This window comes from Bradyrhizobium sp. JYMT SZCCT0428, from assembly GCF_018131075.1.
GTDB lineage: Bacteria > Pseudomonadota > Alphaproteobacteria > Rhizobiales > Xanthobacteraceae > Bradyrhizobium.
Window position 1 is genome coordinate 144352 of sequence record NZ_JAFCLS010000004.1, and the last position, 25323, is coordinate 169674.

Here is a 25323-nt window from a genome sequence, read left to right on the forward strand (position 1 = left end):
CCCGCCGCTGCCCTGCCCCGCTGGCGCGGCACGCCGGGCGGAACGGAATTGGTTGAGTTCGCGCGCCGTGTAGCCGATGCCGGCCTCAGTAAGCGATCGCTCGGCCGGGCCTTCGAGGATCGAGCCAGCCGGCAGCGGCACGTTCGGGATGTCGCCGATCGGCGAGGCGAACGGATCGACGGGGCGCGGCTTTGCGAAGACGGAGCGGAGCCAAGCCAGCATGATCACACCCCAAAATGCCGCTTGAGGATGATGCGATCGACCGGCGAGCGGTCGAGGTGGCGGCGGATCACGGCCGCGGCCAGGCTGACCGCCAGCAAGACGGCGAGCAGGGCCAGCGACAGGCTGGCGTCGTCCAGATCGATGGAAAGGCCGACCGACATCAGCAATCCCTCACCAGCTTGAGGAAAGGCAGATCGGACGCCGCGGCGGGGGACCGGACCGCAGCGGAGGGGCAACTCTCGCTGCAGTCACTACGCCGGGCGTCCGATCGTCCGTCCGCTGGACCATGGCTAAGTCCCTTCGGCGGACGGGTTGTGAAATCTTGGCGCTGTGCCTTCCCGAACACCGGACGGGGACGGCGATTGTTGAATAGCGGCATGGGATCGTTCCCAAAATTCGAGACAAAAAATCTGACGCTCGGAAATGACCGGGCGCGCGGAAGATCAAAACGCACTGCAACTGGGAACTGTGGACGCGAGGGCGATCAGCTATCGGAGACGGCGGACCTCGCGGAATTCATGGTGGTCGATTGCCCGCGTGGGGCGGAAAAACATCCAGGCAAAGCAAACGATGTTAACGGCGAGCCAGAGCCCGATGACGGCCAGGAGCACGTTCATGCCGCCCTCCGATCATCTGAGAGAGGAACGTCGAAGAAGCCTTGGCGACCAACGGTGCCATCGGTCGGGAACAGCACGCGAATATCGCGCAGCAGCCAAGCCCATCGGCCCGGCGAGTAGTCGCCGAACTCGTCGTGTCGAACGGTGAAGCAATCGGGCATCTGTCGGCTGACCATGCGGCGGACGACGCTTGCCGCAGGACGCAGCGTGCCTTCGGCTTTCTCGCCAAGTTGAAAGGCGGCATCGAGCGTGGCCGTGCAGACCAGGCAGCCGACGGGCATCATCGCCATGCCGAACGCACCCATCAGTTCGTCAGGGATACCCTTCATTGTGCCGGAGAGCTTCTCGGCGAGCGCAAAACCGTCGTCGCCGTGCTGGCCGTATATCAAGTCCTCAGCGAATGCGCGACCGCCAGCATCAACTTTCTTCGCGGCGTGGATGGCGATGCGCTCGCCGATCAGTTCGCGCGGCGGCGCCCAGTGTCGTGTTTCGTATGGCTTAGCGCCGCACGCGATCAGTGAGGCCCATGGCTGCCAAAGCGAAATCGCCTTCATGCCGCCCTCCGATCATTGAATCGGGCGACGGCGGGGCATTTAGCGGATTCATCCGCCCTTCCCGATGGAGCCGTCGGCACAAAGAGCCCGCCCCATGTCATTGACCCGGGCTGTTGGATGCCAAGGCCGTCGCCCGAACTGGAATTATTCCGCCAGCAAAGCGCCGTTGAGCGCATGTACGGCGCGTGCATTGGGCTTCTGCTTGCCGGCGATGATGAGGTTGGCGTTGCGCGGCGTACACTTGCCGCCTTGCTCCGTGATGCGCTCCGCGAGCCAGTCGCCCGGCTTAACGCCGCGCGCCGCGATGACCACGCAACGGCCGAACAGAGAGATAGGGAAGTTTTCTTCCCTAATACGTTTTGACCGGCGGCGCCGCTGATTCGATCCTGTTCCCATGATGAAACTCCCCCCACAACGCAACACTGAGAAGCAGCAAATGAATGAGATTGATGAGACGTTGCGCGCCTGGCGCGCGGCAGAGATGCAAAGATGGTGGCGCAGGTTTTGGTTGTGGCTGGTGTCGTGAATGCAACCAAACGCGGCGCGGCCGATCGAGTTTGAGAAGCGCCTGCGCGATCAACCGGGAATTGTGCGCCGCATGCGAGGCTTATGGAGCCAGCATCATTTAGCGTTAACGATGCATCGGAAAAATATTCCCGTGACAGGTGCCGGTCTAGAATGCTTCCATCCCGCAACAGCAAAAAAAACGGGATGGGACTATGGGAACAGTGGTTCGCTTGCCGGTGCGTCATGCCCGGGCCTCTTCGGTTTTATCGGCCAAGCGCGCGAACAAATCCGAAGTCAAATTGGACGCCTTGGCCCGGTCGGTTTCCAAAACGCGCCGCCACCAGTCGGACGGAATATTATTCCGCTGCCACCACTTCCGGACCCTCGACGACCCGCCGCAGTCCACATCCGCCGCCATGACCTCCCTTGAGGGCCAGAGGTCAATGACGTCTCTAAACGAGGTGATGGTGGGCGAATCACTTTCCATGCCCGGATTATTGGGACGCCATGTCCCGATTTGCAAGGGCATCATGGGCCGGGACTTAAAATCTCCTGTGGGACATTCTGGCCCGATGGGAAAAGACGACGGGAAACTGGCGGAAAGCGCTTGGCAGATGGCCTTCCAGGAGCGGCTTAGCCGCATTCAAGGCAAGCGGACCCACGAGGCCATGGCCGAGTATCTGGAAATGCCCGTCGAGAGCTGGAAGAAGTGCGTCAACCGCGGCGACACCTTTCCCATCCGAAAGCTGCCGCGACTCGCCCTGCTCGCAGGAATTCCTGTGGAAAGCCTCATCAAGGGCGACAGAGACGACGAACTCGCCGCCCCGGTGGAGCGCTACCGGAAACGCGCCTCTAAGCCCGCCGCCCGTCGGGCAGGCTAGTCTCTTGTATACGACCGATCGATAAAGCCGCCGCCGCCGGTTGGCGTGCGCGTTACTATCGAGCTTGGTGTACGCTTGCTGGAGGTGCCTTGGCCGCAGGCGAATTCGTCGCAATTGACCCTGAAAAAGTCCGGCTCGTCCGGCCTATATATTCTCACCTGCCGGCCTCCGATCACGAACTGGAGGCGGTTGACCTCGCTACCGTCCTGGGCCCGGGCAACCACAATAACTCTGCCCATTGCGGTCCCTTTGAAAGCAAAGGCTGGTTGACCGGGCGTCCCGACATCCACGGACTTGGCCTCCACGATATTGTCTGGGGAGATGTCCACCCTGATTACGGAAGCGCCAAACTCGAAGAGCCGGGTTTCTCCGATCTGTAGCGAAATCGCACGCTCGACCGGAAGCTTGATCTCTTTTGGCGGCTGCGCCGCAACTGCGGGCGCCTTGACGGGCGCCTGAGCGAGCGCGCCGGCCGGACAGAGCAAAGCCATCAAGACAAAGGCTGATCGCTTCATCGAAAATCCCCCTCCCGAAAGATGGCAGTGTAGCCGGAAAAGAAAGTTAGCGCGGCTTTTTTGGGCGAAAATCGCGCTCTAGGGACACAATGGCCTTGACATTGGGACATTATGTCCCGACTAATGTTTCCCGTGAAACAACCTTACGGGAATCATTGTGATGCGTAACCTGTCCCAGACTACCGCCAGCATCGTACCCTTCCCCGCGGCCCCGCGCTCGTTTGGTCGCCGATCTATTTCGTCCGTGGTCGGTCACCTGACCGTGCTGATGTTGTTTCGGCACGGTGAAACGGCGACCGACCTTTTCGTCTCCGACGATGATGATGCGGTCGGCGCCGTCTGGATCCCGAAGGCTCTGGTGACGGTCGACGAAACGCGCGGCCGGTTTCTGGTGGTCACAATCGCCGCCAACCTCGCGGGCCAGCGTCGGCTTTCGACGCCGATCATCGATCGCAGCCGCTTCACGCCTGACGAGCTCTCAGAGCTCAATGACGCCGTGTCGGCTGCCGCGCGCGCCCGCAAGCGGCTGTGCGGCTACCAGGAGGCGATGGGCTGGTCTGGCGGAAGGAACGTGTTCGCATGATCACAGAAGCGATGCGCATCGAGTGGGAGGCCCTGACCCGCGCGAAGGAAGCGCGGAGCGTCTACGGCCGAACCGTCGAGGATCTGCTTCGCCTGTTGAAACGGGCCAAGGTCGTTCGCCTCACCGTGCGCGTTGGCAGGGAGACGGACGATCGTCCCGTTGAGTTCGTGACGACCACACCGGCCGCGCTGCGCAAGATGCTCAAATACGAGCCGGCGGGCAAGGTGATGCCTTCCGACTTTGATCCCGTCGAGCGCGAGCTTTGCGTCGGCAGCCTCCGGGCAATTTTCAACCATCGCGACCATAAGGAGGATGCATGCAGCACCACTGCCTGACCTGCGCCGCCACCACCTATCACTGGCACTTGCACGATACCGCACACGGCATCCCGGAAACCCACATGGCCGGCAGCGAGCGCTTCGTTTGCAAGCCGTGCAAGCGAACGACGTTCGCGATCGATGCCGGCTCTGTGGCGTTTCCCTTTGTGCTGGACGGCCAGGCCAACCGGAAGCTGGTCGCATGAGCGCGACGATCATTCCCTTCCGGCCGGTTGACGGCCCCCTGGTCGAAGTCAACCGTAGCGCGATCGTTGCGGAGATGGCAAAGGCCCTGATCGAGGCCGGCAGCTACTACTGTGAACGCGACGCCGTCCTGACGCTGCTCGGCAAGTTCAAGGCGGTCGATATCGCGATGTTGATCGACGATGCCCGGCAGGTCGCGATGCAAGAGGCCGTGGTGGCGCTGGAGATGTCAGGGCCATGATGCAGCTGATCCTGCCGAACCAGCCGCGCCCGATCCTGTTCACCGAACTGGCACCGCTCGTCAGCTTCGCGAGGTTGAGGGCGAAGCGCGGCATTTACGAAGGTCGCGCCGAAAAGGCCACGATGCAGCTATTGCGACAATGCAGCCACCTGTATTCGATCGCTCCTGATGTAAGCGCCAGGCTGATCTATTCGCGGGACCGTGGCCACCATTCGAACGGCTGGTGGAAAAATCCCGACTATGAACGCTGCCTGCACCTGTCGATATCGTTCTGCGTCAACCCGACTGATGCGCCGCTGCCGTTCGACAAGCGCCAGGCCCAGACGATCGCGGAGGCGTTCTTCGAGAGCGAGACGCGCAAGTGCTGGGTTGAACCGCCGTACAGCCCGGAAGGCAAGCACGCCGACGTGCACCACTATCGGCTGTTCTGCGATCCATCATGGACGCCAATCCTGCCGCGCGGCGAGGTCTACAATCGCGATTTCACTGAGGTCGGCTGGCGATCGTTCTCGGAAATTCACGGCCGCTCGACGGACAATGTCGACGCGCCCTGGCTAAAGGCGGCGTCAGAATGAACGCCAACTTCCCCCGCCGCATCGTACACCCCTTCCCGCCCGGCTCGCTTCTCAAGCGCGTGTCGACCCAGCCCCCGGTACGCCGGGAAGTGGCCGGGCGGGATCTGCCGTACCTTGCGGCCATCCGGACGCTGCCGTGCCTGAAATGCGGCATGGAGCCGTCAGAGGCCGCCCATGTCCGCTACGCCAGCGCGGCGTTCGGCAAGGCCTCCGGCCTCGGCAGGAAGCCTGACGACCGGCATAGCGTCCCGCTGTGCTCAGGCTGTCACCGTCTCGATCGCGACGCGCAGCACAATCGCGGCGAACGTGAATTCTGGAATTCACTCGGCATCAATCCGTTGATTGCTGCCGAGCGTCTGTACGCGCATCGCGGCGACCTGGTCGCGATGCGCGCCATCATCATGATTGCAATTGGAGAGCGGGGGCAATGAAAGTAACTATGAAAAACGACGACCGGCCGATCGCGCGGCTGCTCGAATTCGGCGCATTCGAACAAGGTCCAAGGGGCGGCTGGCGGTTCGGCACCAAGCGGATCGCCGATCGCGTGGTCGACCGGCTGATCGCCGCCGGCGCCGCAAGCAGGGACGGCGACCGCATCGTGAAGGGTGCGCAAATTTGCGCAGGCTGAGATGAACCGGCAGAACCCCTACACCCAGCGCGCGATTGAACGGGCCATCAGGGCGGCCCGCGCAGCTGGCCTATATGTCGTAGGGGTTCAGGCCGACGGTACCGTTTTGACGCAGGAAAACCCGCCCCAGCCCGGCCAGACGGCCTTGACAGCCAAGCCGGGCCTCCGCGACGCTCGGGAGAAGCTGGGTGTCCACTAAAACGGCCCCGCTTCTGCGTATCGTTGCGTCCCGCGGGGGTCAGGTGGGCAAGGACCGAACTCGCTATTTTCTCTATCTGAACGGCCGCTGGCGCTGGCGTCCGACCAAAGCCATGAAGGCCTACGGCTTCGGCCTGGTTACCATGGGCCCGGGCGGACCAGGGAATGATGCCAACGGTCACCCAAGAGCCAGCGTCGAGGATCAGCAGCGCGCGATCGAACTCAACCGCGCATGGGACATGGTACGGTCGGGGCACGCCGCGGCGCCCGCCAGAACCACGCTGAAGCATTATCCGGACGGCAGCGTCGGCGACGGCTATCAGCGCGCGATGGCGCTGCGCAAGGCCGGCCGCGTCGCCAAAGGCGTGATCTGGACCAAGGAACAGGAAAAGCGCGACGGCTGGCCCCGCGCATGGAAATGGCTGGAACCCAAATTCGCCGATTGCGACCCGCGCACGATCGAGCCCGAACACTTTCTGCGGCTCGATCCCGACGGCACGGCCAAGGGCCTTGTCCCTGAGATCGAGGCCGCCGTGTCCATCACCGAGCGGCACATGGTGATCAAGGTCTGGCGCGCGCTGTGGAAAAAAATGGCCGCGATGAAATATTGCAGCCTCGATGCGGATCCGGCGAAGTCGTTTGCCAACACGCCGCCCGAGCCGCGCGACGAAGTCTGGCGACGCCGCGAAACGCTCAAGCTGGTGCAGGTCGCATGGCGCCATGAATTCTACGGCCTCGCGGCGCTGATGGCCGTGGCATGGGACAGCCAGTTGTCGCCGATCGACAACCGCGCGCTGACGCCAGGTCAGGCCCGCGTCGACGACGTCGGTATTTACTTTGCGCTGGCACGCACCAAGACAGGCCGTGCTGCTGCAGCGACGCTGACGCCGTGGTCGCAGGCCATCCTGCTCGCGTATCTCCGCAAGCTCGGCCTGCAGCTGCTCGACACGACGCCGCTGTTCTGGACGCGCGGTGGACGGCCGGTCAGCCGTGCAGGCACGACGGGACAATGGGGCGGCGACCACGGCGGCGGCCGGCACATCCAGGCGCGGCCCTACACCAAGAGTTCGCTCAATCAGGATTTCCGCAAGGTGCGCAAGCTCGCGTTCGGCGAGCTCGAGGCTCGGCAGCTGCAGGACATGCGGCGGTCCGGCGGCGTCGAGGGCGATGCCGGCGGCGGCAGCGTCGAGGATCAATCGAACAAGATGGCCAACACCGTCGACCGCAACAAGCAACTGCGCAAGGCTTACAACCCAGTCAACATAGCGAGCGTCCGCCGTTTCGACGAAGCCCGGGCGATCGGCGCCAGAAAGCTCGAACAGGCCGAACAAAGGACGTCGGGAAATGTTACGCTGGACTCGCTCGCGACGCTGTTGAAATCGAGAGGTTAGAAGCCATGACCGAACCGATGCCGCGCAACTACGACTACCAGGGCAATGAGCGATGCCTCGGCTATGTGAGGGGCGTCACCAGCGTGCCGTGCAAGCGTTGTCGCACGACCGGCGTCGATCCGGTCGCGGCCGATCCGGGCAATGTTTGCGGCAATTTTTGCGGCACGGACATTCCAGTCTGTCGCAGCTGCGGCGGCTATGGCTGCGTGCCGTCACAGCCGGCGGCCGAGGCAATGAGCGAGCAACAATCGACAGAGGTCAACCGGGAACCGAACAAAGGGCGCCCGAAAGTGTCACAACCCCGCCCCGTGTGACACTTTGATTTTTTGGAACTGCGACTAAGTCTTTGAAAAGACTGGCGCGAGAGACGGGACTCGAACCCGCGGCCTCCGCCGTGACAGGGCGGCGCTCTAACCAACTGAGCTACTCCCGCGGATGCGTAATCACGTCTTGATCCGCGCAGAAGCGAGGACTTAAAGGGCCTCCTTGTTTTAGTCAAGGACGTTGCGAATCCCCTTGTCAAATGGGGCTTTTTGCGATGCTGATGCAAATAACGGCCTATTTGCAGGCAAAACAGCGTAGGCACCCGCCACCCGAATCGTTTAAGGCCTGATACGCCTAAGTTTCCGTAAAGCCATTCATCACCAGGGAGGGCCGAATATGGCGAAGAAAGCAGCGACTCCGGCGACGATCACGCTGAAGCATCTGGCAGCGGCAATCGCCGAGGACCAGGAGTTGTCCAAGAAGCAGGCTGAGTCGATCCTGAGCGACACGGTCGCCCTGATCACCAAGCACCTGAAGAAGGGCGAACGCATCCGCATCGTCGGTCTCGGCATCCTCCAGGTTCGCAAGCGCGCCGCCCGCATGGGCCGCAACCCCGCCACCGGCGAAGCCATCCAGATCAAGGCCAGCAAGAAGGTTGCCTTCCGCGCGGCCAAGGAACTCAAGGAAGCCGTTTAAGCAACGCGGGCTTTCCGATCCGAAATTCAAGCGCCGTTCCGGGGGCCCGGAATGGCGCTTTTCTGTTATAGAGCGCCGTCGTTTCTCAAATCCTGTTGTGGTTGTCATGCTGGCTTCGCCCCTCGCCTTTACCCACGGTGTCACCAAGCGCTTCCTGCGCTATGTCGTGATCGACACCCAGTCGGATCCGGCGTCACCGACCTGCCCTTCTACCGAGAAGCAAAAAGACCTCGGCCGCGTGCTTGCTGCCGAACTCAAGGCAATGGGCCTCTCCGACGCCCATCTCGACGAGCACGGCTATGTCTACGCGACCATCCCGGCCAATTCAGACAAGAAGGTGCCGGTGATCTGCTTCTGCTCGCACATGGACACCTCGCCGGATTGCAGTGGCAAGGACGTCAAGCCGCAGATCGTGCGCAATTACCGTGGCGGCGACATCGTGCTGCCGGCTGATACGACGCAGGTGATTCGATTCGCCGATCATCCGGCGCTTGCCGACCAGATCGGCAATGACATCGTCACGACAGACGGCACCACGCTACTCGGTGCCGACAACAAGGCCGGTCTAGCCGAGATCATGGATGCCGCGCAGTTCCTGATCGACAATCCGCAAGTGAAGCACGGCGCCATCAAGATCCTGTTCACGCCCGATGAAGAAATCGGCCGCGGCGTCGACAAGGTCGATCTGAAAAAGCTCGGCGCCGACGTCGCCTACACGATGGACGGCGAGACCGCGGGGAATATCGAGGACGAGACGTTTTCGGCCGATGGCGCCACCATCACCATCGAGGGCGTCAGCACCCATCCCGGCTTCGCCAAGGGCAAGATGGAGCACGCGATCAAGATCGCCGCCGCCATCGTCGATCGCTTGCCGAAAGAAACCTGCTCGCCGGAGACCACCGAAGGCAAGCAAGGTTTCCTGCATCCGATCGGCATTTCCGGCGCGCTGGAGAAAGCGACTATCGGCTTCATCGTGCGCGATTTCACCGACGAGGGCCTGAAGGAAAAAGAGGCGCTGCTGGAGGGCATCGTCAAGGACGTGATGAAGGATTATCCGCGCTCGACCTACCGGATGGAGGTCAAGCACCAGTACCGCAACATGAAGCAGGTGATCGACCGCCATCCCGAAATCGTCACTTACGCGATCGAGGCGATCCGCCGCGCCGGCTTGACGCCGGTGCGCTCATCGATCCGCGGCGGCACCGACGGCTCACGGCTGTCGTTCATGGGGCTGCCCTGCCCCAACATCTTCGCCGGCGAACACGCATTCCACTCGCGGCTGGAATGGGTCAGCGTTCAGGACATGGAAAAAGCCGTACAGACCATCGTGCATCTGGCGATGATCTGGGAAGAAAAGGCCTAGCTGACGCGTGGGAGCGATCGTGTGAAAATCAGAAATTCGATTTGTCTGGCGTTGTTCGCGTTTGGCGCAGCGCCTTCCCTGGCGCAAACCGCGGCCGAGAAAGTCACCGTGAGCTCCCTGCTCGCGCAGGGACGCAATCTCCGGGACCTCGGCGCCGCCGAGTGGCGGCGCCGGACTGTTCCTGCGCAAAGGCGCAAAGCTCTATTTCTGCTTCGTTTCCGAGACCCGGCAATCGGCAACGGTTGCGACGGAATATTGCAAGCCGGTCGAGTAGCCGGGCGAACCGCAGGGCCCGGACACAAAATCGCGAAAACAACCCCATGCAAGTAGAACGGGGCACAGCTAGCGGTACTCAAGTAGCCCGCGCAGTCACGATCCAGATCGAACCCGGAAGCACCACGGTGTTGCCCTTGGCGAGCGGCGCCAGCGCTTCGCGCAGCGAGTTGATCGCCGCGTCGCGGAGTTCGGCCGGCTGGCCTTCGAGCGCCCGATGGGTGGGGCCGATTTCGAGGGCGCCCTGCACCGCCGCATCGAGGCCGCCTCCGATCGCGATATCCATCGAAAGCGGACATGCCTCCATTGCGATACCGGTGAAGCCGGCGCCGCCGAGAATCCGGTGCACCCGCTCCTCGGAGGCGAACGCGAACGGGCCCGGATCTTCCGGCCCCTGCGGCGGCAGCTTCGGCACGTGTTTGTAGACCGCCATCAGCGGTGCGATCATCCAGGGGTTTTCCCGCGGCTCGCGCCAGCAGGCGAAGGCCAGCCGCCCCGAAGGCTTCAGCGCCTTGCGCATGTTCGCAAACGACACCACCGGGTCGGCAAAGAACATCACCCCGAAGCGCGAGACCAGAAGATCAAAACTTGCGGGATCGAACGGGTAGACGGTGGCGTCCGCCTGAACGAAATCAACCGGCAAACCCTGCGGCGCACTCGCCCGCGCCCGTGCCAGCATCGGGCCTGATATGTCGACGCCAAGCGCATGACCTGATGGTGCAACCTTTTGCGCGAAGCCGATCGTCGTGACCCCGCTGCCGCACCCAATATCGATGACCCGCTCGCCCGGCTTGGGCTTGGCGCGATCAATCACAAGATCGGCGACCGGTCCGAGCAGGATGTCTTGCGCCTGCTGCCGGTCAGCCCAGCGCTGTCCGGCGGGGCCATTCCAATAGGCGATCTGGTCGGCGTTTTGTTCGTGGCCGGTGGGGATGGTCATGTTTGGAAGACTTTCTGAAGGTCCGCCTTCGCGCTTCGCACCTTGGCTGGCTTGCCCAGCCGTAGCGCGAAGCGCGAAGGCTGGTAGGCGGCGACGGATTCGAACCGCCGACCCTCTCGGTGTAAACGAGATGCTCTAACCAGCTGAGCTAGCCGCCCTTAAGTCGCCTGTTTAGCGCCGCCCTGCCCCTTGGCGCAAGCGGGGATGCCCTGACAAAAAGCGGCGCCCCGGGGGGGACGGGACGCCGCTTTGTCACATTGTCTGGCCTCAGTGGGCCGTCAGGCCGCCGGCTTCGTCCGTGGCGTCGGATTTAACCGGCACCTTGGTCTCTTCTTCCCAGACGATCGCCACCGGAGGGCGCACCAGCGCCTTGGCGACGACGTCATCAAGCCGGGCGACCGGGATGATGTCCATGCCGCCCTTGATCGCATCGGAAATCTCCGTGAGATCCTTGGCGTTGTCCTCGGGGATGAACACCGTCTTGATACCGCCACGGGCGGCCGCGAGCAGCTTCTCCTTCAAACCGCCGATCGGCAGCACCCTGCCGCGCAGCGTGATCTCGCCGGTCATGGCGACATCGTGCCGGACCGGAATCCCCGTCATGACGGAGATGATGGCGGTCGCCATCGCGACACCCGCCGACGGTCCATCCTTCGGGGTTGCCCCCTCCGGCACGTGGACGTGGATGTCGCGCCGGTCGAACATCGGCGGCTCGATGCCGTAGTTGATCGCCCGCGAGCGGACATAGGACGCCGCCGCCGAGATCGACTCCTTCATGACGTCGCGCAGATTGCCCGTCACCGTCATCTTGCCCTTGCCGGGCATCATGACGCCTTCGATGGTGAGCAGCTCGCCACCGACATCGGTCCAGGCCAGGCCCGTCACGATGCCGACCTGAGGCTCGCTCTCGATCTCGCCGTAGCGGTACTTCGGCACACCGAGGAATTCCTCGAGGGACTTCTCGGTGACCTTGACCGACTTCTTCTTGGAGATCATCAGCTCCTTCACCGCCTTGCGGGCGAGTGTGGAGAGCTCACGCTCCAGGTTACGCACGCCCGCCTCGCGGGTGTAGCGGCGGATCATCAAGAGCAGCGCATCGTCGTCGATCGACCATTCCTTGGAATCGAGGCCATGCTTGGAGATGGCGTTCGGGATCAGATGCTTGCGCGCGATCTCGACCTTCTCGTTCTCGGTATAGCCGGCGATCCGGATGATCTCCATGCGGTCCATCAGCGGTCCGGGAATATTCAGCGTATTCGCGGTCGTGATGAACATGACGTTCGACAGATCGTAATCGACCTCCAGATAGTGGTCGGCGAACGTGCCGTTCTGCTCCGGATCCAGCACCTCAAGCAGCGCCGACGACGGATCGCCGCGGAAATCGGCGCCCATCTTGTCGATTTCGTCGAGCAGGAACAGCGGATTCGAGGACTTCGCCTTTCGCATCGACTGAATGATCTTGCCGGGCATCGAGCCGATATAGGTGCGGCGATGACCGCGGATCTCGGCCTCGTCGCGCACGCCGCCAAGCGACACGCGAACGAACTCGCGGCCGGTCGCCTTCGCGATCGACTTGCCGAGCGAGGTCTTGCCGACGCCGGGAGGTCCGACCAGACACAGAATGGGGCCGGTCAGCTTGTTGGCGCGCGACTGCACGGCGAGATACTCGACGATCCGGTCCTTGACCTTCTCGAGCCCGTAATGGTCGCTGTCCAGCACCGCCTGCGCGGCCACCAGGTCCTTCTTGACCTTGGACTTCTTGTTCCACGGAATCGACAGCAGCCAGTCGAGATAGTTGCGCACGACGGTGGCTTCCGCGGACATCGGCGACATCTGGCGCAGCTTCTTCAGCTCGTGCTGCGCCTTCTCCCGCGCTTCCTTGGAGAGCTTGGTCTTGGCAATCTTCTCTTCCAGATCGGCAAGCTCGTCGCGACCCTCGTCGTCGCCGAGTTCCTTCTGGATCGCCTTCATCTGCTCGTTCAGGTAATACTCGCGCTGGGTCTTCTCCATCTGGCGCTTGACGCGCGAGCGGATGCGCTTCTCGACCTGCAGCACCGAGATCTCGCTCTCCATCAGGCCCAGCACCTTCTCCAGGCGCTGCGTGACGGACAGCGTCTCCAGGATGCCCTGGCGATCGGCGATCTTGACGGCGAGATGCTGGGCGACCTGATCGCTCAGCTTGGCGAAATCAGTGATCGCCTGAACCACGCCGACGACTTCGGCGGAGATCTTCTTGTTCAGCTTCACATAGCTTTCGAAGTCGGACACCACCGAACGCGCGAGCGCCTCGGCCTCGACGGAGGTCGCATCGGTATCGGCGAGCGCAACGGCGGTTGCTTCGTAATATTCGCTGCGGTCGGAATATTTCTGGACGCGTGCGCGCTCCAAGCCTTCGACCAGCACCTTCACGGTGCCGTCGGGCAATTTGAGCAGCTGCAGGACGCTGGCGAGCGTGCCGACTTCGTAGATCGAATCCGGGCTCGGATCATCGTCGGACGCGTTCTTCTGCGTCGCGAGCAGGATCAGCGCATCGTTCTTCATCACCTCTTCGAGCGCGCGGATCGACTTCTCGCGGCCGACGAACAGAGGCACGATCATGTGCGGGAATACGACGATGTCGCGGAGCGGCAGCACCGGATAAGAGTGGCTTTCGCCGTGGACGATAGATGGCCGGGGTTTGGCTGAAGTCATGGCCTAATTCCTTTTGTTGTGCCCCCTTGCACGCAGTCCGCTCATTGTGCGCAACCGCCACAAGGTGCCGGGAGGTTCCGGGGCTGCAAGCCACCTTCGCAGCCTGTTTTTCCGGATCGTTTGGCGACGAATCTCAAGCATGAGCTTCGCCACCGACAGCATTAGGTGGCTATCGGGTACGGGGGTGTCAAGTCACGAAAAATGCCCGTCAAATGGGGCTAACCGCGAAGGACTGCTGCGAAATAACTACGCCGCTGCGGCCGCCGGAATGTCCCGGCAGCCGTCCTGTTTGGGACAGAAATCCATCCCCGGCCAGGGCCTATCAGGCGCTGGCGCTGCTCTCGACGGCACGGTCGGAACGGTCCGCGTAGATGTAGAGCGGACGGGCAGTTCCCTCGACCACTTCGCGCGAGATCACCACCTCTTCGACGCCTTCCAGACCCGGAAGATCGAACATGGTCTCGAGCAGGATGCTTTCGAGGATCGAACGCAAGCCACGCGCGCCGGTCTTGCGCTCGATCGCCTTGCGGGCGACCGCGCCGAGCGCCTCGTCGGCGAAGGTGAGTTCGATATTCTCCATTTCGAACAGCCGCTGGTACTGCTTGACCAGCGCGTTCTTCGGATCGGTCAGGATCTTCTTCAGCGAAGCCTCATCGAGATCTTCCAGCGTCGCGACCACCGGCAAGCGGCCGACGAATTCCGGGATCAGGCCGTACTTCAAGAGATCTTCCGGCTCGACATGGCGGAAGATTTCGCCGGTGCGGCGGTCTTCCGGCGCCAGAACCTGCGCTGCGAAACCGATCGAGGTCGAACGGCCGCGTGCGGAGATGATCTTCTCCAGCCCGGAGAAGGCGCCGCCGCAGATGAACAGGATGTTCGTGGTGTCGACCTGCAGGAATTCCTGCTGCGGATGCTTGCGGCCGCCCTGCGGAGGCACGGAGGCAACGGTGCCTTCCATGATCTTCAACAGCGCCTGCTGCACGCCCTCGCCCGAGACATCGCGGGTGATCGACGGATTGTCGGACTTGCGGCTGATCTTGTCGATTTCGTCGATATAGACGATGCCGCGCTGCGCGCGCTCAACATTGTAGTCGGCCGACTGCAGCAGCTTCAGGATGATGTTCTCGACGTCCTCACCGACATAGCCGGCTTCGGTCAGCGTGGTCGCATCCGCCATCGTGAACGGCACGTCGAGAATCCGCGCCAGCGTCTGGGCCAGCAGCGTCTTGCCCGAACCGGTCGGACCGATCAGCAGGATGTTCGACTTCGCGAGTTCGACGTCGTTGTGCTTGGTCTGGTGATTGAGCCGCTTGTAGTGATTGTGGACGGCGACCGAGAGCACCTTCTTGGCGTGGCTCTGGCCGATCACGTAGTCGTCCAGCACCTTGCAGATTTCCTTCGGCGTCGGAATGCCGTCGCGCGACTTCACCAGCGAGGACTTGTTCTCCTCACGGATGATGTCCATGCAGAGCTCAACGCATTCGTCGCAGATGAATACGGTGGGTCCCGCGATCAGTTTGCGGACCTCATGCTGGCTCTTGCCACAGAACGAGCAATACAGCGTGTTCTTGGAGTCGCTCGTGCCGACCTTACTCATTCTATTCTCCGTCCGCCGTTCGATCCCGTCACTCGATCGACCCATTCCGGTACCAAGCCGGACCTGAAAGTAGATAGAGCAAATTCCGTACCAAAAAAGACCTTAACTCAATACGCGCCGTTCGAATCGCGGTTTACTCGAATCCCCGCGATCCTACCCGATCCCTCACAGCCAACCATGCTGACACCCGACTATCAAGAATTCGCTAACCGGGCACGGAGCGGACACCGTGACAATACCGTGATTTTCGGCCTTCGCACGTGGAGAAGTTGCCGAAATCACCCAAGCGTTGCGCGATTACCACGCTGCCAGACCAGCACGAAAGCGGAACTTTCTGCCTACGTTCGGGCATAGAGAGCCGCTTAGAGCGTAATTTGCCGATTGGGCCCACCTGTCAAGGTCAACGCGTGGGTACCTCCACCCGTTACCTTACGGGCTCTTGGTCATCGCCGGCTCTTCCGGACGCTTATCCATGACCTTGTCGACAATACCGAAGTCCCTGGCCATGTCGGCGGTCAGGAACTTGTCGCGCTCCAGCGCTTCCTCGATCGCCTTGTAGGTCTGGCCGGTGTGCTTCACGTAGATCTCGTTGAGCCGCTTCTTGAGATTCAGGATCTCCTGCGCGTGCAGCATGATGTCGGTGGCCTGGCCCTGGAAGCCGCCGGAGGGTTGATGCACCATGATGCGCGAATTCGGCAGCGAGAAACGCATGTCCTTGTGGCCCGCCGCCAGCAGCAGCGATCCCATCGACGCCGCCTGCCCGGTGCACAGCGTCGTCACCGGCGGGCGGATGAACTGCATAGTGTCGTAGATCGCCAGACCCGATGTCACCACGCCGCCGGGCGAGTTGATGTACATCGAGATTTCCTTCTTCGGATTCTCGGCTTCGAGGAACAGAAGCTGAGCGACGACCAGCGTCGACATGCCGTCTTCGACCGGCCCGGTCAGGAAGATGATGCGCTCCTTCAGCAGGCGCGAGAAAATGTCGTAAGCGCGTTCACCGCGGTTGGTCTGCTCGACCACCATCGGAACAAGGTTCATGTAGGTTTCAACGGGATCGCGCATGAATCACCTAAAGGGTTGGCTGGGGCGAACATCCATCGGCAACCAGCTGATTTGCCTGAAGTGGACGAACGTCCCGTGATGCAGGACTTCGAGGACAGAACTCACAGATATGAGCCAATTCCCCGGCGACAAGGCCGGGCAATGACGAGCTGGGTTAGACGAGTTCAAACTGATTCGCAGGCGAACTCATAGCGACGGATGCCGGAGCCCCGCCGCTTTTGCCGTTCATCATTAACATCAGGTGCCGGGATTAAGCGGCAGTTTTCTCAGCGTCCTCATCCTTGAACAAGTCTTCGCGCGAAACCTTCTTTTCGGTCACATTGGCGAGTTCGAGGATGAAATCGACCACCTTGTCTTCATAAATCGGCGCACGAAGCTGGGCCAGCGCATTGGCATTGTTGCGATAGTAGTCCCAGACTTCCTTCTCGCGGCCCGGCATCGACCGCGCCCGCTCGATCACGGCGCGGCTGACTTCGTCGTCGGTGACGGTGATCTTGTTCTTCTCGCCGATCTCCGACAGCACGAGGCCGAGGCGGACCCGGCGGTCAGCGATCTTCTGGTATTCTTCCTTGGCGGCGTCCTCGGTGGTGTTCTCGTCGGCAAAGGTCTTGCCGCTCGATTCCATCTCCGCCTTGATCGAGTTCCACATCAGATTGAACTCTTCGGCGATAAGCGACGGCGGCGCTTCGAACTTGTGGCTCTCGTCGAGACGGTCGAGCAGCGCGCGCTTGACGCGCTGGCGCGTCGCACCGGCAAATTCAGAAACCAGGCGCTCGCGCGCGGCTTCCTTCAGCTTGTCCAGCGATTCGAGACCGAGCGTCTTGGCGAACTCGTCATCGACGGTGGTCTCGCCGGGAGCTTCAATGGCGGTGGCGGTGGTTTCGAACTCGGCGGGCTGGCCGGCGAGTTTTTCGCTCGCGTAGTTCTTCGGGAAGGAAACCTTCAGCGTGCGGGTCTCGCCCGCGCCGATGCCGATCAACTGCTCTTCAAAGCCCGGAATGAACTGGCCGGTGCCGATCACGACCTGGATGCCCTCGCCGGTACCACCCTCGAACGGCGTACCGTCGATACGGCCGGTGAAGTTGATGGTGACGCGATCGCCGTTCTCGGCCTTGGCGCCATCGCTCTTGGCGTTATAGGGGCGGCTCTGGTCGGCGATGCGCTTGATGGCGTCATCGACATCGCTGTCGGACACGTCGACGACCGGCTTCTCGACGGTAAAGCTCTTGAAGTCGGCGAGCTGGATCGTCGGCACCACCTCGATCGCCACCGTGTATGTGAGATCGCTCTTGCCGGCGAGGAGCTCCTCGACCTCTTTTTCCTCGGTCGGCATCGTGATCTTCGGTTCGGTCGCAAGGCGGAAGCCGCGATCGGTGAATATCTGCGTGTTGGTGTCGCGGATGGTCTGGTCGATGGTCTCGGCCATGACAGAACGGCCATAGACCTTCTTCAGATGGCTCACCGGCACCTTGCCGGGACGGAAGCCGTTGAGCTTCACCTTGTCCTTGAGGTCGATGAGCTTGGCGCCGGCCTTGGCATCGAGATCCGATGCGGGAACGCTGATCTTGAACTCGTGCTTCAATCCCTCGACGAGGGTTTCGGTGACCTGCATGGCGTCAATCTTCTTCCGTTTCGGCAGGGCGCGTGGCCCCGACATTGTCAATTGGGTCGACACAGGGCCCTTAAAGCCTGCGCCGGTGGTTCGGCTGACCCAACTCCCCAACCGGGGAAACAGGCCCTCCAGTATTCGTCATGCAAACGCTTGAATAGAGCGCTTGGTGCGGGCGGAGGGACTCGAACCCCCACAACTTTCGTCACTGGAACCTAAATCCAGCGCGTCTACCAGTTCCGCCACGCCCGCGTAAAAAGCATCCAGTCCGGCCGCGATGCCGCGAGCGGCGGGCTTATAACATGCGCCCACCGGTCCGCAGCAAAAAAATGGCGCTTTTTGAACGCCGCCCGAGGCAAGGCGTCACAGCTGGACAGGACCTTCAGAAAATGGTCCGCATCGGTCTCATGGCAAGCCCCAAATCCCTGCTGCACCGACGCGAGCTGATGGCCGGACTGGGCGCTGCCGCCCTGCTCCCGATATGGCCCGCCATTGGCTCTGCTCAAGGCCGCGCCGCGCTGGCGCTGCAAGCCAAAGCCGATGTCGTTGCGCTTCGGCCAGGGGCGCCGGAAACGCCGGTTTGGTCACTCGCCGGTTCGGAAATGAGATTCAAGCGCGGCGATACCGTTGAAGTCACACTCGCCAATGAGCTGCCGCAGCCCGTTGCCCTCAATTGGCGGGGGCTCGACGGGGCCGCGAGCGTCGAATCGCTGACGGCCCGCGCGCCGCTCGCGGCCGGCGCGAAGGAAAGCCTGCAACTGCCGCTGCGACATGCCGGAACATTGCTGTGTGATCTGACCCTTCTCGGCGACGGCCAGGCACGGCCATCGCGGGCTCGCGCATTGGTGGTCCGGGAAGGTGAGACGCTCGCCGTTGATCGCGACGAGGTGTTTCTGGTCGAGGATTGGCGGCTGCGCCCGGATGGAACCGCGATCGCGCCCGGGTTAGACCCCAAGGATGCCGCAACGGTCTTGACGGCCAACGGCCGGCTTTCGCTCGATATTACAGCGCGAACCAATGAACGGATCAGGATTCGCTTCATTAATGGCTGCCAGCGGTCTGTTATTGCGGCCAAAATCGAGAATATCGACGTCCGCGTCATGGCGATCGACGGCCAGCCCTCCGAGCCGTTCCAGGCCCGCAACGGCGCGCTGGTGCTGCCCCCCGGCGGCCGTGTCGATGCCTTCATCGATGTGACGGCGCCCGCCGGGACCACCGCAGCGATTCTGGTCCATGACGGCAAGGAGGCCCGCCCCATCGGCAGACTGATCGTCTCGGGCGAACCGGCGGTTCGTGCCGCCCCGCTTTCCCCGGCCCCGCCGCTACCCTCCAACGGCCTTCCGGAGCGCCTCGCCCTCAAGGGCGCAACCCGGGCCGAATTGATCCTTGGCGGGCCGCAAGGCGACTGGGTGCCGCCGGCGAACTTCGCGGCGACCGCCGCGCCCGCGTTCCGTACCAAAGCGGGACGCACCGTTGTGCTGGCCCTGAGCAACCGCGGCGCCATCCCAACCGTATTCCATCTCCACGGCCATCATTTCCGGCTGCTCGACCGGCTCGATGACGGCTGGAAGCCGTTCTGGCTGGATACGCTGGCCATCGAACCCGGCCAAACCCAACGCATCGCCTTCGTCGCCGAATATGCCGGACGCTGGCTGATCGAATCCGTCGCGACCGATTGGGCCGCCCCCCGCCTGGTGCGATGGTACAGTGTAGAGTGAGGAGACCGGCATGAGCGCATCCGTTCCCGCCATTCGCAGCGTCACCGCCCGCGGCCTCGTAGTCCCGATCGCGCGGCCGGTGAAGACCGCTTTCTCAACGATCGATGCCGCGCCGATGGTGCTGATCGATGTCGCGACCGATCAAGGCGTTACCGGACGCTCCTACATCTTTGCCTACGCCAAACTGACGGTGAAGCCGCTGGTAGCACTGATCGAGGAGATCGGGCGCGAACTCGTCGGCAAGCCGGTTGCGCCGTTTGATCTGATGAAGGCGATGGATGCAAAATTCCGCCTGCTCGGCTGGCAGGGTCTCGTCGGCATGGCGGTGTCCGGGCTCGACATGGCCTATTGGGACGCGCTCGGCCAGATTGCCGGTCGGCCATTGGCCGAGCTGCTCGGTGGCGCGCCGCGGCCGATCAAGGCCTATGACAGCTATGGCGTGGTTGATCCGATCGCGGACGAGAAGGCGCTGCGCCGTTCGCTGGAGCAGGGTTTTCGCGGCATCAAGATCAAGGGCGGCGATGGCGACGCCGCCAATGACGAGCGGGTGGTCAAGGGCGTGCGCGCTTTGCTCGGCCCGGACATCGCGTTGATGATCGACTTCAACCAGTCGCTCGATCCTGCGGAAGCCACCCGGCGCATCGCGCGCCTGGCGCCTTACGACCTGCACTGGATCGAAGAGCCGGTGCCGCAGGAAAATCTGTTGGGCCATGCCAAGGTGCGTGAAACGTCGCCGACGCCGATCCAGGCCGGCGAGAACTGGTGGTTCCCGCGCGGCTTTGCCGAGGCCATCGCAGCCGGTGCCAGCGACTTCATCATGCCCGACCTGATGAAATGCGGCGGCGTCACAGGCTGGCTTCAGGTCGCAGCCCAAGCGGAAGCCGCCAACATTCCGGTGTCGAGCCATCTGTTCGCCGAGGCCAGCGCCCACATGCTGGCGGTGACGCCCTCAGCGCATTGGCTCGAATTCCTCGATTTCGCCCGCGTCATTCTCGTCCATCCCGCCGAGATCATCGACGGCACGCTCACCGCGCGAGGTCCCGGCCTGGGCCTGGAATGGAACGAGGCGGCGGTGGCGAAATATCAGATGTGACGAAGTCGTAGGATGGGTGGAGCGAAGCGATACCCATCAATGCCTGCAACCGCGAAGACGATGGGTATCGCTTCGCTCCACCCATCCTACCAACTAATACTCAATACCGAACTCGTCATAGAGCCGCCGGAACACCGCGGGCAGCACTTCGGTCAAATCTTCCGCGATCAGGCCGGGTCCCGCCTCGCGGGCGCCCTCGCCGTGCATCCAGACGCCGATGCTGGCGGCCTCGAAGGCCGGCACGCCCTGGGCCAACAGCCCTGCGATGATCCCCGCCAGCACGTCGCCGGCGCCGGCGGTCGCGAGCCAGGGCGGCGCGTTGGCGGCGATACTGGCGCGACCATCGGGCGACGCCACCACCGTATCCGGCCCCTTCAGCAGCACCACCGCGCCGGAGCGTAAGGCGGCGTCCCGCACCCGTTCGAGTTTGGAGCGGCCCGGATGCTTGTTGCTGATGTCGCTGAACAGCCGCGGAAACTCGCCCTCGTGCGGGGTCAGCACGACCTGCGGATCATTGGACGCCTTGATCGATTCAAACAGACGCTCCGGTTCTTGCGCAAAGCTCGTCAGCGCGTCGGCATCGAGCACGAGGTGACGTTTTGCAGACAAGGCGGTGTGGACGAGATCGCGCGTGCGCGCGCTGATTCCGGCGCCCGGCCCGATCACGCAGGCATTGAGCCGCTTGTCGTTTAGCATATCAGCGAATTCGACCGCGCTATCGACCGCGCGGATCATCACCGCGGTCAGGGCCGAAGCATTGACCGCCAGCGCCTCGCGCGGTGAGGCCAGCGTGACCAGGCCGGCGCCGGCCCGCAGCGCGGCGCGCGCCGCCAGCCGCGCCGCACCCGTCGAGGCCATGTCGCCCGACACGACGACGGCGTGACCGCGCGCATATTTGTGGCCATCGATACGCGGCACCGGAAAGCATCCCTGCCAGGCCTGCGGGACGTTTTCCGTTGTCTGCGGCTGGATTTCGCCCAGCACATGCGCATCGATGCCGATGTCGGCGACGCGGACGCGGCCGCAATGCATCCGCCCGGGCAGCAACAGATGCGCCGGCTTCTTGCGGAAGAAGGTCACGGTCTCGACGGCGTTGATCGCAACGTCCATCACGGCGCCGGTGGTGCCGTTGATACCGCTCGGCAGATCGACGGCGAGGACGGGCGCGCTGTTGGCGTTGATCGCCTCGATCATCTCAAGCGGATCGCCTTTCACGGGACGGTTGAGACCGGCGCCGAGCAGCGCATCGATGATCAGCGCAGGCTTCCCGATCGCCTGCGGATTGAACGGAAGCACCGGGTATTTCCACCCCTTCGCCGCGAGTGCCGCGTCGCCCGTCAGACTGTCCCGCTCGCAGAGCAGGATCACCGAAACCTCGCGGCCGCGCGCGGCAAGTTCGGCCGCAGCAACAAACCCGTCGCCGCCATTGTTGCCGCGGCCGGCAACCACCACGATTGGACCCTCCTCGACCAGTTCCATGGCGGCTTCGGCAACGGCCTGGCCCGCGCTCATCATCAGCGCGAAGCCGGGCGTGCCGGAGGCAATGGTCATTCGGTCGGCACGCTCCATCTCAGTGGTGGTCAGAACTTCCATGCCGAATCCTCGATCTATCAGCCTTTTCCGGAGGCATTTCCGATACCGGCCGCAGCCAATTTTCCAATAGCTGCATACCAATTGATCGGTTTGCCTATTTGGTAGGCTTGGGTATCATGCAGTGTCCGGTTCGACCTCTGCCGATTGCCCGTTAAAAGTCTGATAACATTCCAAAATCAGGCGCATTAACAACTTGGCATAGACCCTGCTTTTGGGGAAGCCGGTTCAGGGCCGTCGTCGTTCGCGGCAATTGCGAGCGTTTCGGGCCCTGATCAGGGGATCGACGACCAGACAGCGCCACGCGCGACATCGAAACTATCTGCTGCAATTTGTAATGCCCGGGAGGCGCTCAGTGAAAAAAATCGAAGCCATCATCAAGCCGTTCAAGCTCGACGAGGTGAAAGAGGCGCTTCAGGAGGTCGGACTGCAGGGCATCACCGTGACCGAGGCCAAGGGTTTCGGCCGGCAAAAAGGTCACGCCGAACTGTATCGCGGTGCGGAATACATCGTGGACTTCCTGCCCAAGGTCAAAATCGAGATCGTGATATCAGACGAACTGGTCGAGAAAGCCATCGACGCGATCCGCCGCGCCGCCCAGACCGGCCGCATCGGCGATGGCAAAATCTTCGTCTCCAACATCGAAGAAGCGATCCGGATCAGAACCGGAGAATCCGGGCTGGACGCTATCTAAGCCGGGTGCTATCCCGCATTTTGCGACTGAAAAACAAGAAAAGGGCTGCTTCGGCGGCCTGATTTCGTTTGCGATATCTCACCACTTTTGTGTGCGTGCGTGTTGTTGGCGAAAATGTCGTTGTCGCAGAGTCCTGGAAACCAAAAGGGGTATTCATGAAGACCGCCAAAGACGTCCTGAAATCGATCAAGGACAACGACGTGAAATACGTCGACCTGCGCTTCACCGACCCGCGCGGCAAGTGGCAGCACGTGACTTTCGACATCGGCATGATCGACGAGGAAATCTTTGCCGAAGGCACCATGTTCGACGGCTCGTCGATTGCCGGCTGGAAGGCGATCAACGAATCCGACATGTGCCTGATGCCCGATCCGGTCACCGCGACGATCGATCCGTTCTTCGCCGAAACCACCATGGTCATCACCTGCGACGTGCTCGAGCCGACCACCGGCGAGCCTTACAACCGCGACCCGCGCGGCATGGCCAAGAAGGCCGAGGCGATGGTCAAGTCGATGGGCGTCGGCGACACCGTGTTCGTCGGACCGGAAGCCGAGTTCTTCGTATTCGACGACGTGCGCTTTTCGTCCACGCCCTACAACACCGGCTTCAAGCTCGACTCCTCCGAACTGCCGACCAATTCGGACACCGAATATGAAGGCGGCAATCTCGGTCACCGCATCCGCACCAAGGGCGGCTACTTCCCGGTCCCGCCGCAGGATTCGGTGCAGGACATGCGCTCGGAAATGCTCGGCGCGATGGCCAAGATGGGCGTCAAGGTCGAGAAGCATCACCACGAAGTCGCTTCCGCCCAGCACGAGCTCGGCATGAAGTTCGACACGCTGACGCTGATGGCCGACCAGATGCAGATCTACAAATATTGCATCCATCAGGTCGCGCACATCTACGGCAAGACCGCTACCTTCATGCCGAAGCCGATCTATGGCGACAACGGTTCGGGCATGCATGTCCACCAGTCGATCTGGAAGGGCGGCAAGCCGGTGTTCGCCGGCAACAAATACGCCGACCTCTCGGAGACCTGCCTCCACTACATCGGCGGCATCATCAAGCACGCCAAGGCGATCAACGCCTTCACCAACCCGTCGACCAACTCCTACAAGCGTCTGGTCCCCGGTTATGAAGCGCCCGTGCTGCTCGCCTACTCCGCGCGCAACCGTTCGGCCTCCTGCCGTATCCCCTACACCGCCAACCCGAAGGCCAAGCGCGTCGAGGTGCGTTTCCCCGACCCGATGGCCAATCCGTATCTCGGCTTCGCCGCGATGCTGATGGCCGGCCTCGACGGCATCAAGAACAAGCTCGATCCGGGTCCGGCGATGGACAAGGACCTCTACGACCTGCCGAAGGAAGAGCTGAAGCAGATCCCGACGGTGTGCGGTTCGCTCCGCGAGGCGCTGGAAAACCTCGACAAGGACCGCGCGTTCCTCAAGAACGGCGGCGTGTTCGACGACGACTTCATCGACAGCTACATCGAGCTGAAGATGACCGAAGTCGAGCGCTTCGAGATGACCCCGCATCCGGTCGAATTCGACATGTATTATTCGCTGTGATTTTTCGCGGCGTTCGCGCCGCTGATATCACGGTCCACAAATGCGAAAGGCGCCCCCAACGGGGCGCCTTTTGTTTTTGAACACATATGAACACCAGTGCACAGAACGCAGGATCATCCCTCCCTCGTCACGGCGGTGAGATTCATCGTCAGCAACGCGCCGGGCTTGGGAAGTTCCTGCACTGCAATCACTGTGCGCGCGGGTCTGAGGTCCCCCATGATCTCGACATAGGCCCCGTTCATCGCCTCGAAGTCGGACATCTGCTGCAGGAAGATATTGATGTGCGTGACATGGCTGAGGTCGGACCCGACAGCTTCAAGCATAACCACGAACGACTTCAGGATTTGCCGTGTCTGGGCGCCGACATCGGCACCGGCCAATTGTCCTGTCGCCGGATCGACACCGGCCGTACCCCCAATCGAGATGTGTTGGCCGACCTTGGCGATATGATTGTAAGGGCCGATCGGCTTCGGCGTGTTCGGTGGCGTGAGCGTCTCGACGCGGGATTTCATGTGGCTACCTGCTGCAGCTGGCTCGGGACAGGCCGGAAAAGGCGTTTCACCCCAGGTGCGGATGGGGTAGCCGGCGCGCTCCACGATCATGGCGATCTGATCGACCGTCTCGGTGTGCCATTGCTTGCCGTCCAGCAGCTTCTGGATCGCGAGCAGAATTTCTTTGTCGTTCATCGACATGATCTCCGACAGGACCGACAGAGCGGACGACGAGACCGCC

28 protein-coding genes and 3 tRNA genes are annotated in these 25323 nt (G+C 62.4%); 16 read left to right on the forward strand and 15 right to left on the reverse strand.

The annotated features are described in order from the left end of the window. Nucleotides 1–224: 224 nt before the first annotated feature. The 4 genes from JQ575_RS05640 to JQ575_RS05650 form a co-directional block, all read right to left on the reverse strand. On the reverse strand, nt 225–383 hold the full coding sequence (locus JQ575_RS05640; RefSeq protein WP_212032261.1) for a hypothetical protein: 159 nt from the start codon (nt 381–383) through the stop codon (nt 225–227). A gap of 327 nt (nt 384–710) precedes the next feature. Further along, nucleotides 711–839 (reverse strand): hypothetical protein, encoded by a 129-nt coding sequence (locus tag JQ575_RS45615; RefSeq protein WP_283842587.1) that lies wholly within the window; start codon nt 837–839, stop codon nt 711–713. Continuing rightward, complete coding sequence (locus JQ575_RS05645) at nt 836–1393, reverse strand: ASCH domain-containing protein (protein WP_212032262.1); 558 nt, start codon at nt 1391–1393, stop codon at nt 836–838. The genes JQ575_RS45615 and JQ575_RS05645 overlap by 4 nt, the downstream gene beginning before the upstream one ends. 144 nt (nt 1394–1537) lie before the next feature. Beyond that, a complete protein-coding gene (locus JQ575_RS05650) occupies nt 1538–1789 on the reverse strand; it encodes a hypothetical protein (protein WP_212032263.1) in 252 nt (83 codons plus the stop codon). Nucleotides 1790–2112: 323 nt separating this feature from the next. Between JQ575_RS05650 and JQ575_RS05655 the strand changes: the two genes are divergently transcribed. Next, nucleotides 2113–2781 (forward strand): hypothetical protein, encoded by a 669-nt coding sequence (locus JQ575_RS05655; protein ID WP_212032264.1) that lies wholly within the window; start codon nt 2113–2115, stop codon nt 2779–2781. Here JQ575_RS05655 and JQ575_RS05660 read toward each other — a convergent pair. Next, on the reverse strand, nt 2778–3296 hold the full coding sequence (locus tag JQ575_RS05660) for a hypothetical protein (protein ID WP_212032265.1): 519 nt from the start codon (nt 3294–3296) through the stop codon (nt 2778–2780). The two genes, JQ575_RS05655 and JQ575_RS05660, sit on opposite strands and share 4 nt — an antisense overlap. Before the next feature lie 160 nt (nt 3297–3456). Here JQ575_RS05660 and JQ575_RS05665 point away from each other — a divergent pair, with 160 nt between their 5' ends. The 9 genes from JQ575_RS05665 to JQ575_RS05705 all read left to right on the forward strand — a co-directional run bounded on the left by JQ575_RS05665 (nt 3457) and on the right by JQ575_RS05705 (nt 7747). Then, nucleotides 3457–3879 (forward strand): hypothetical protein, encoded by a 423-nt coding sequence (locus JQ575_RS05665; RefSeq protein ID WP_212032266.1) that lies wholly within the window; start codon nt 3457–3459, stop codon nt 3877–3879. Beyond that, nucleotides 3876–4214 carry a hypothetical protein gene (locus tag JQ575_RS05670; RefSeq protein WP_212032267.1) on the forward strand — a complete coding sequence of 113 codons (339 nt, stop codon included), beginning with the start codon at nt 3876–3878 and terminating at the stop codon, nt 4212–4214. Before JQ575_RS05665 ends, JQ575_RS05670 begins: the two co-directional genes overlap by 4 nt. Next, the gene (locus JQ575_RS05675; RefSeq protein WP_212032268.1) at nt 4196–4402 is read left to right on the forward strand and encodes a hypothetical protein; all 207 of its coding nucleotides are present in this window, start codon (nt 4196–4198) and stop codon (nt 4400–4402) included. The genes JQ575_RS05670 and JQ575_RS05675 overlap by 19 nt, the downstream gene beginning before the upstream one ends. Beyond that, on the forward strand, nt 4399–4641 hold the full coding sequence (locus JQ575_RS05680; RefSeq protein ID WP_212032269.1) for a hypothetical protein: 243 nt from the start codon (nt 4399–4401) through the stop codon (nt 4639–4641). The genes JQ575_RS05675 and JQ575_RS05680 overlap by 4 nt, the downstream gene beginning before the upstream one ends. After that, a complete protein-coding gene (locus tag JQ575_RS05685) occupies nt 4638–5216 on the forward strand; it encodes a hypothetical protein (protein ID WP_212032270.1) in 579 nt (192 codons plus the stop codon). The genes JQ575_RS05680 and JQ575_RS05685 overlap by 4 nt, the downstream gene beginning before the upstream one ends. Further along, nucleotides 5213–5647 carry a hypothetical protein gene (locus tag JQ575_RS05690; RefSeq protein WP_212032271.1) on the forward strand — a complete coding sequence of 145 codons (435 nt, stop codon included), beginning with the start codon at nt 5213–5215 and terminating at the stop codon, nt 5645–5647. Before JQ575_RS05685 ends, JQ575_RS05690 begins: the two co-directional genes overlap by 4 nt. Before the next feature lie 8 nt (nt 5648–5655). After that, entirely contained in the window at nt 5656–5844 is a 189-nt protein-coding gene (locus tag JQ575_RS05695; RefSeq protein WP_212032272.1) for a hypothetical protein, read from the forward strand. Between the two features lie 188 nt (nt 5845–6032). Beyond that, nucleotides 6033–7433, forward strand: a complete 1401-nt coding sequence (locus JQ575_RS05700; RefSeq protein WP_212032273.1) for a hypothetical protein — start codon at nt 6033–6035, stop codon at nt 7431–7433. Nucleotides 7434–7438: 5 nt separating this feature from the next. Then, nucleotides 7439–7747, forward strand: a complete 309-nt coding sequence (locus JQ575_RS05705; RefSeq protein WP_212032274.1) for a hypothetical protein — start codon at nt 7439–7441, stop codon at nt 7745–7747. A gap of 42 nt (nt 7748–7789) precedes the next feature. Here the strand turns inward: JQ575_RS05705 and JQ575_RS05710 are convergent. Further along, a tRNA-Asp gene (locus JQ575_RS05710) sits at nt 7790–7866 on the reverse strand. Nucleotides 7867–8093: 227 nt separating this feature from the next. On the opposite strand from JQ575_RS05710, the gene JQ575_RS05715 reads away from it, so the two are divergent. Together JQ575_RS05715 and pepT are read left to right on the forward strand one after the other, a co-directional pair. After that, nucleotides 8094–8393 (forward strand): HU family DNA-binding protein, encoded by a 300-nt coding sequence (locus JQ575_RS05715; RefSeq protein ID WP_209848615.1) that lies wholly within the window; start codon nt 8094–8096, stop codon nt 8391–8393. Between the two features lie 106 nt (nt 8394–8499). Then, nucleotides 8500–9756 carry a peptidase T gene (gene pepT, locus JQ575_RS05720; protein WP_212032275.1) on the forward strand — a complete coding sequence of 419 codons (1257 nt, stop codon included), beginning with the start codon at nt 8500–8502 and terminating at the stop codon, nt 9754–9756. Between the two features lie 352 nt (nt 9757–10108). Here pepT and JQ575_RS05725 read toward each other — a convergent pair whose 3' ends face one another. The 7 genes from JQ575_RS05725 to JQ575_RS05755 all read right to left on the reverse strand — a co-directional run bounded on the left by JQ575_RS05725 (nt 10109) and on the right by JQ575_RS05755 (nt 18183). Then, nucleotides 10109–10969 carry a class I SAM-dependent methyltransferase gene (locus tag JQ575_RS05725; RefSeq protein WP_212032276.1) on the reverse strand — a complete coding sequence of 287 codons (861 nt, stop codon included), beginning with the start codon at nt 10967–10969 and terminating at the stop codon, nt 10109–10111. 81 nt (nt 10970–11050) lie between these two features. Continuing rightward, a tRNA-Val gene (locus tag JQ575_RS05730) sits at nt 11051–11127 on the reverse strand. A 109-nt stretch (nt 11128–11236) separates the two neighbouring features. Further along, entirely contained in the window at nt 11237–13660 is a 2424-nt protein-coding gene (gene lon, locus JQ575_RS05735) for an endopeptidase La (protein ID WP_212032277.1), read from the reverse strand. A 322-nt stretch (nt 13661–13982) separates the two neighbouring features. Next, nucleotides 13983–15257: an ATP-dependent Clp protease ATP-binding subunit ClpX gene (gene clpX / locus JQ575_RS05740; protein WP_027537232.1), complete on the reverse strand. Its 1275-nt coding sequence runs from the start codon at nt 15255–15257 to the stop codon at nt 13983–13985. A 429-nt stretch (nt 15258–15686) separates the two neighbouring features. Then, on the reverse strand, nt 15687–16322 hold the full coding sequence (locus JQ575_RS05745; RefSeq protein ID WP_212032278.1) for an ATP-dependent Clp protease proteolytic subunit: 636 nt from the start codon (nt 16320–16322) through the stop codon (nt 15687–15689). Nucleotides 16323–16572: 250 nt separating this feature from the next. After that, on the reverse strand, nt 16573–17934 hold the full coding sequence (tig, locus tag JQ575_RS05750) for a trigger factor (protein WP_212032279.1): 1362 nt from the start codon (nt 17932–17934) through the stop codon (nt 16573–16575). 164 nt (nt 17935–18098) lie between these two features. Further along, a tRNA-Leu gene (locus tag JQ575_RS05755) sits at nt 18099–18183 on the reverse strand. Between the two features lie 137 nt (nt 18184–18320). Here JQ575_RS05755 and JQ575_RS05760 point away from each other — a divergent pair. Together JQ575_RS05760 and JQ575_RS05765 are read left to right on the forward strand one after the other, a co-directional pair. Beyond that, nucleotides 18321–19649, forward strand: a complete 1329-nt coding sequence (locus JQ575_RS05760) for a multicopper oxidase family protein (protein ID WP_212032280.1) — start codon at nt 18321–18323, stop codon at nt 19647–19649. Between the two features lie 10 nt (nt 19650–19659). After that, the gene (locus tag JQ575_RS05765) at nt 19660–20742 is read left to right on the forward strand and encodes an enolase C-terminal domain-like protein (protein WP_212032281.1); all 1083 of its coding nucleotides are present in this window, start codon (nt 19660–19662) and stop codon (nt 20740–20742) included. 93 nt (nt 20743–20835) lie between these two features. On the opposite strand, the gene JQ575_RS05770 is transcribed toward JQ575_RS05765, so the two are convergent. Then, entirely contained in the window at nt 20836–22335 is a 1500-nt protein-coding gene (locus JQ575_RS05770; RefSeq protein WP_212032282.1) for an NAD(P)H-hydrate dehydratase, read from the reverse strand. Between the two features lie 352 nt (nt 22336–22687). On the opposite strand from JQ575_RS05770, the gene JQ575_RS05775 reads away from it, so the two are divergent. Both JQ575_RS05775 and glnA read left to right on the forward strand, forming a co-directional pair. After that, nucleotides 22688–23026, forward strand: coding sequence for a P-II family nitrogen regulator (locus JQ575_RS05775; RefSeq protein WP_027537227.1), 339 nt, complete (start codon nt 22688–22690; stop codon nt 23024–23026). A 155-nt stretch (nt 23027–23181) separates the two neighbouring features. Then, the gene (gene glnA / locus JQ575_RS05780) at nt 23182–24591 is read left to right on the forward strand and encodes a type I glutamate--ammonia ligase (RefSeq protein ID WP_212032283.1); all 1410 of its coding nucleotides are present in this window, start codon (nt 23182–23184) and stop codon (nt 24589–24591) included. A 113-nt stretch (nt 24592–24704) separates the two neighbouring features. On the opposite strand, the gene JQ575_RS05785 is transcribed toward glnA, so the two are convergent. Next, nucleotides 24705–25283 carry a RidA family protein gene (locus JQ575_RS05785; RefSeq protein WP_249166456.1) on the reverse strand — a complete coding sequence of 193 codons (579 nt, stop codon included), beginning with the start codon at nt 25281–25283 and terminating at the stop codon, nt 24705–24707. Nucleotides 25284–25323 lie beyond the last annotated feature (40 nt).

Bases quoted from the DNA above. Each gene is read 5' to 3' on its own strand.
- JQ575_RS05725 (WP_212032276.1), bottom strand. From the start codon at position 10,969: ATGACCATCCCCACCGGCCACGAACAAAACGCCGACCAGATCGCCTAT.
- JQ575_RS05770 (WP_212032282.1), bottom strand. From the start codon at position 22,335: ATGGAAGTTCTGACCACCACTGAGATGGAGCGTGCCGACCGAATGACC.
- JQ575_RS05650 (WP_212032263.1), bottom strand. From the start codon at position 1,789: ATGGGAACAGGATCGAATCAGCGGCGCCGCCGGTCAAAACGTATTAGG.
- glnA (WP_212032283.1), top strand. From the start codon at position 23,182: ATGAAGACCGCCAAAGACGTCCTGAAATCGATCAAGGACAACGACGTG.
- JQ575_RS05680 (WP_212032269.1), top strand. From the start codon at position 4,399: ATGAGCGCGACGATCATTCCCTTCCGGCCGGTTGACGGCCCCCTGGTC.
- clpX (WP_027537232.1), bottom strand. From the start codon at position 15,257: ATGAGTAAGGTCGGCACGAGCGACTCCAAGAACACGCTGTATTGCTCG.
- JQ575_RS05655 (WP_212032264.1), top strand. From the start codon at position 2,113: ATGGGAACAGTGGTTCGCTTGCCGGTGCGTCATGCCCGGGCCTCTTCG.
- JQ575_RS05670 (WP_212032267.1), top strand. From the start codon at position 3,876: ATGATCACAGAAGCGATGCGCATCGAGTGGGAGGCCCTGACCCGCGCG.
- JQ575_RS05640 (WP_212032261.1), bottom strand. From the start codon at position 383: ATGTCGGTCGGCCTTTCCATCGATCTGGACGACGCCAGCCTGTCGCTG.
- JQ575_RS05715 (WP_209848615.1), top strand. From the start codon at position 8,094: ATGGCGAAGAAAGCAGCGACTCCGGCGACGATCACGCTGAAGCATCTG.
- tig (WP_212032279.1), bottom strand. From the start codon at position 17,934: ATGCAGGTCACCGAAACCCTCGTCGAGGGATTGAAGCACGAGTTCAAG.
- JQ575_RS05765 (WP_212032281.1), top strand. From the start codon at position 19,660: ATGAGCGCATCCGTTCCCGCCATTCGCAGCGTCACCGCCCGCGGCCTC.
- JQ575_RS05745 (WP_212032278.1), bottom strand. From the start codon at position 16,322: ATGCGCGATCCCGTTGAAACCTACATGAACCTTGTTCCGATGGTGGTC.
- JQ575_RS45615 (WP_283842587.1), bottom strand. From the start codon at position 839: ATGAACGTGCTCCTGGCCGTCATCGGGCTCTGGCTCGCCGTTAACATC.
- lon (WP_212032277.1), bottom strand. From the start codon at position 13,660: ATGACTTCAGCCAAACCCCGGCCATCTATCGTCCACGGCGAAAGCCAC.
- JQ575_RS05675 (WP_212032268.1), top strand. From the start codon at position 4,196: ATGCAGCACCACTGCCTGACCTGCGCCGCCACCACCTATCACTGGCAC.
- JQ575_RS05760 (WP_212032280.1), top strand. From the start codon at position 18,321: ATGGTCCGCATCGGTCTCATGGCAAGCCCCAAATCCCTGCTGCACCGA.
- JQ575_RS05690 (WP_212032271.1), top strand. From the start codon at position 5,213: ATGAACGCCAACTTCCCCCGCCGCATCGTACACCCCTTCCCGCCCGGC.
- JQ575_RS05695 (WP_212032272.1), top strand. From the start codon at position 5,656: ATGAAAAACGACGACCGGCCGATCGCGCGGCTGCTCGAATTCGGCGCA.
- JQ575_RS05645 (WP_212032262.1), bottom strand. From the start codon at position 1,393: ATGAAGGCGATTTCGCTTTGGCAGCCATGGGCCTCACTGATCGCGTGC.
- JQ575_RS05685 (WP_212032270.1), top strand. From the start codon at position 4,638: ATGATGCAGCTGATCCTGCCGAACCAGCCGCGCCCGATCCTGTTCACC.
- pepT (WP_212032275.1), top strand. From the start codon at position 8,500: ATGCTGGCTTCGCCCCTCGCCTTTACCCACGGTGTCACCAAGCGCTTC.
- JQ575_RS05785 (WP_249166456.1), bottom strand. From the start codon at position 25,283: ATGTCGATGAACGACAAAGAAATTCTGCTCGCGATCCAGAAGCTGCTG.
- JQ575_RS05705 (WP_212032274.1), top strand. From the start codon at position 7,439: ATGACCGAACCGATGCCGCGCAACTACGACTACCAGGGCAATGAGCGA.
- JQ575_RS05660 (WP_212032265.1), bottom strand. From the start codon at position 3,296: ATGAAGCGATCAGCCTTTGTCTTGATGGCTTTGCTCTGTCCGGCCGGC.
- JQ575_RS05665 (WP_212032266.1), top strand. From the start codon at position 3,457: ATGCGTAACCTGTCCCAGACTACCGCCAGCATCGTACCCTTCCCCGCG.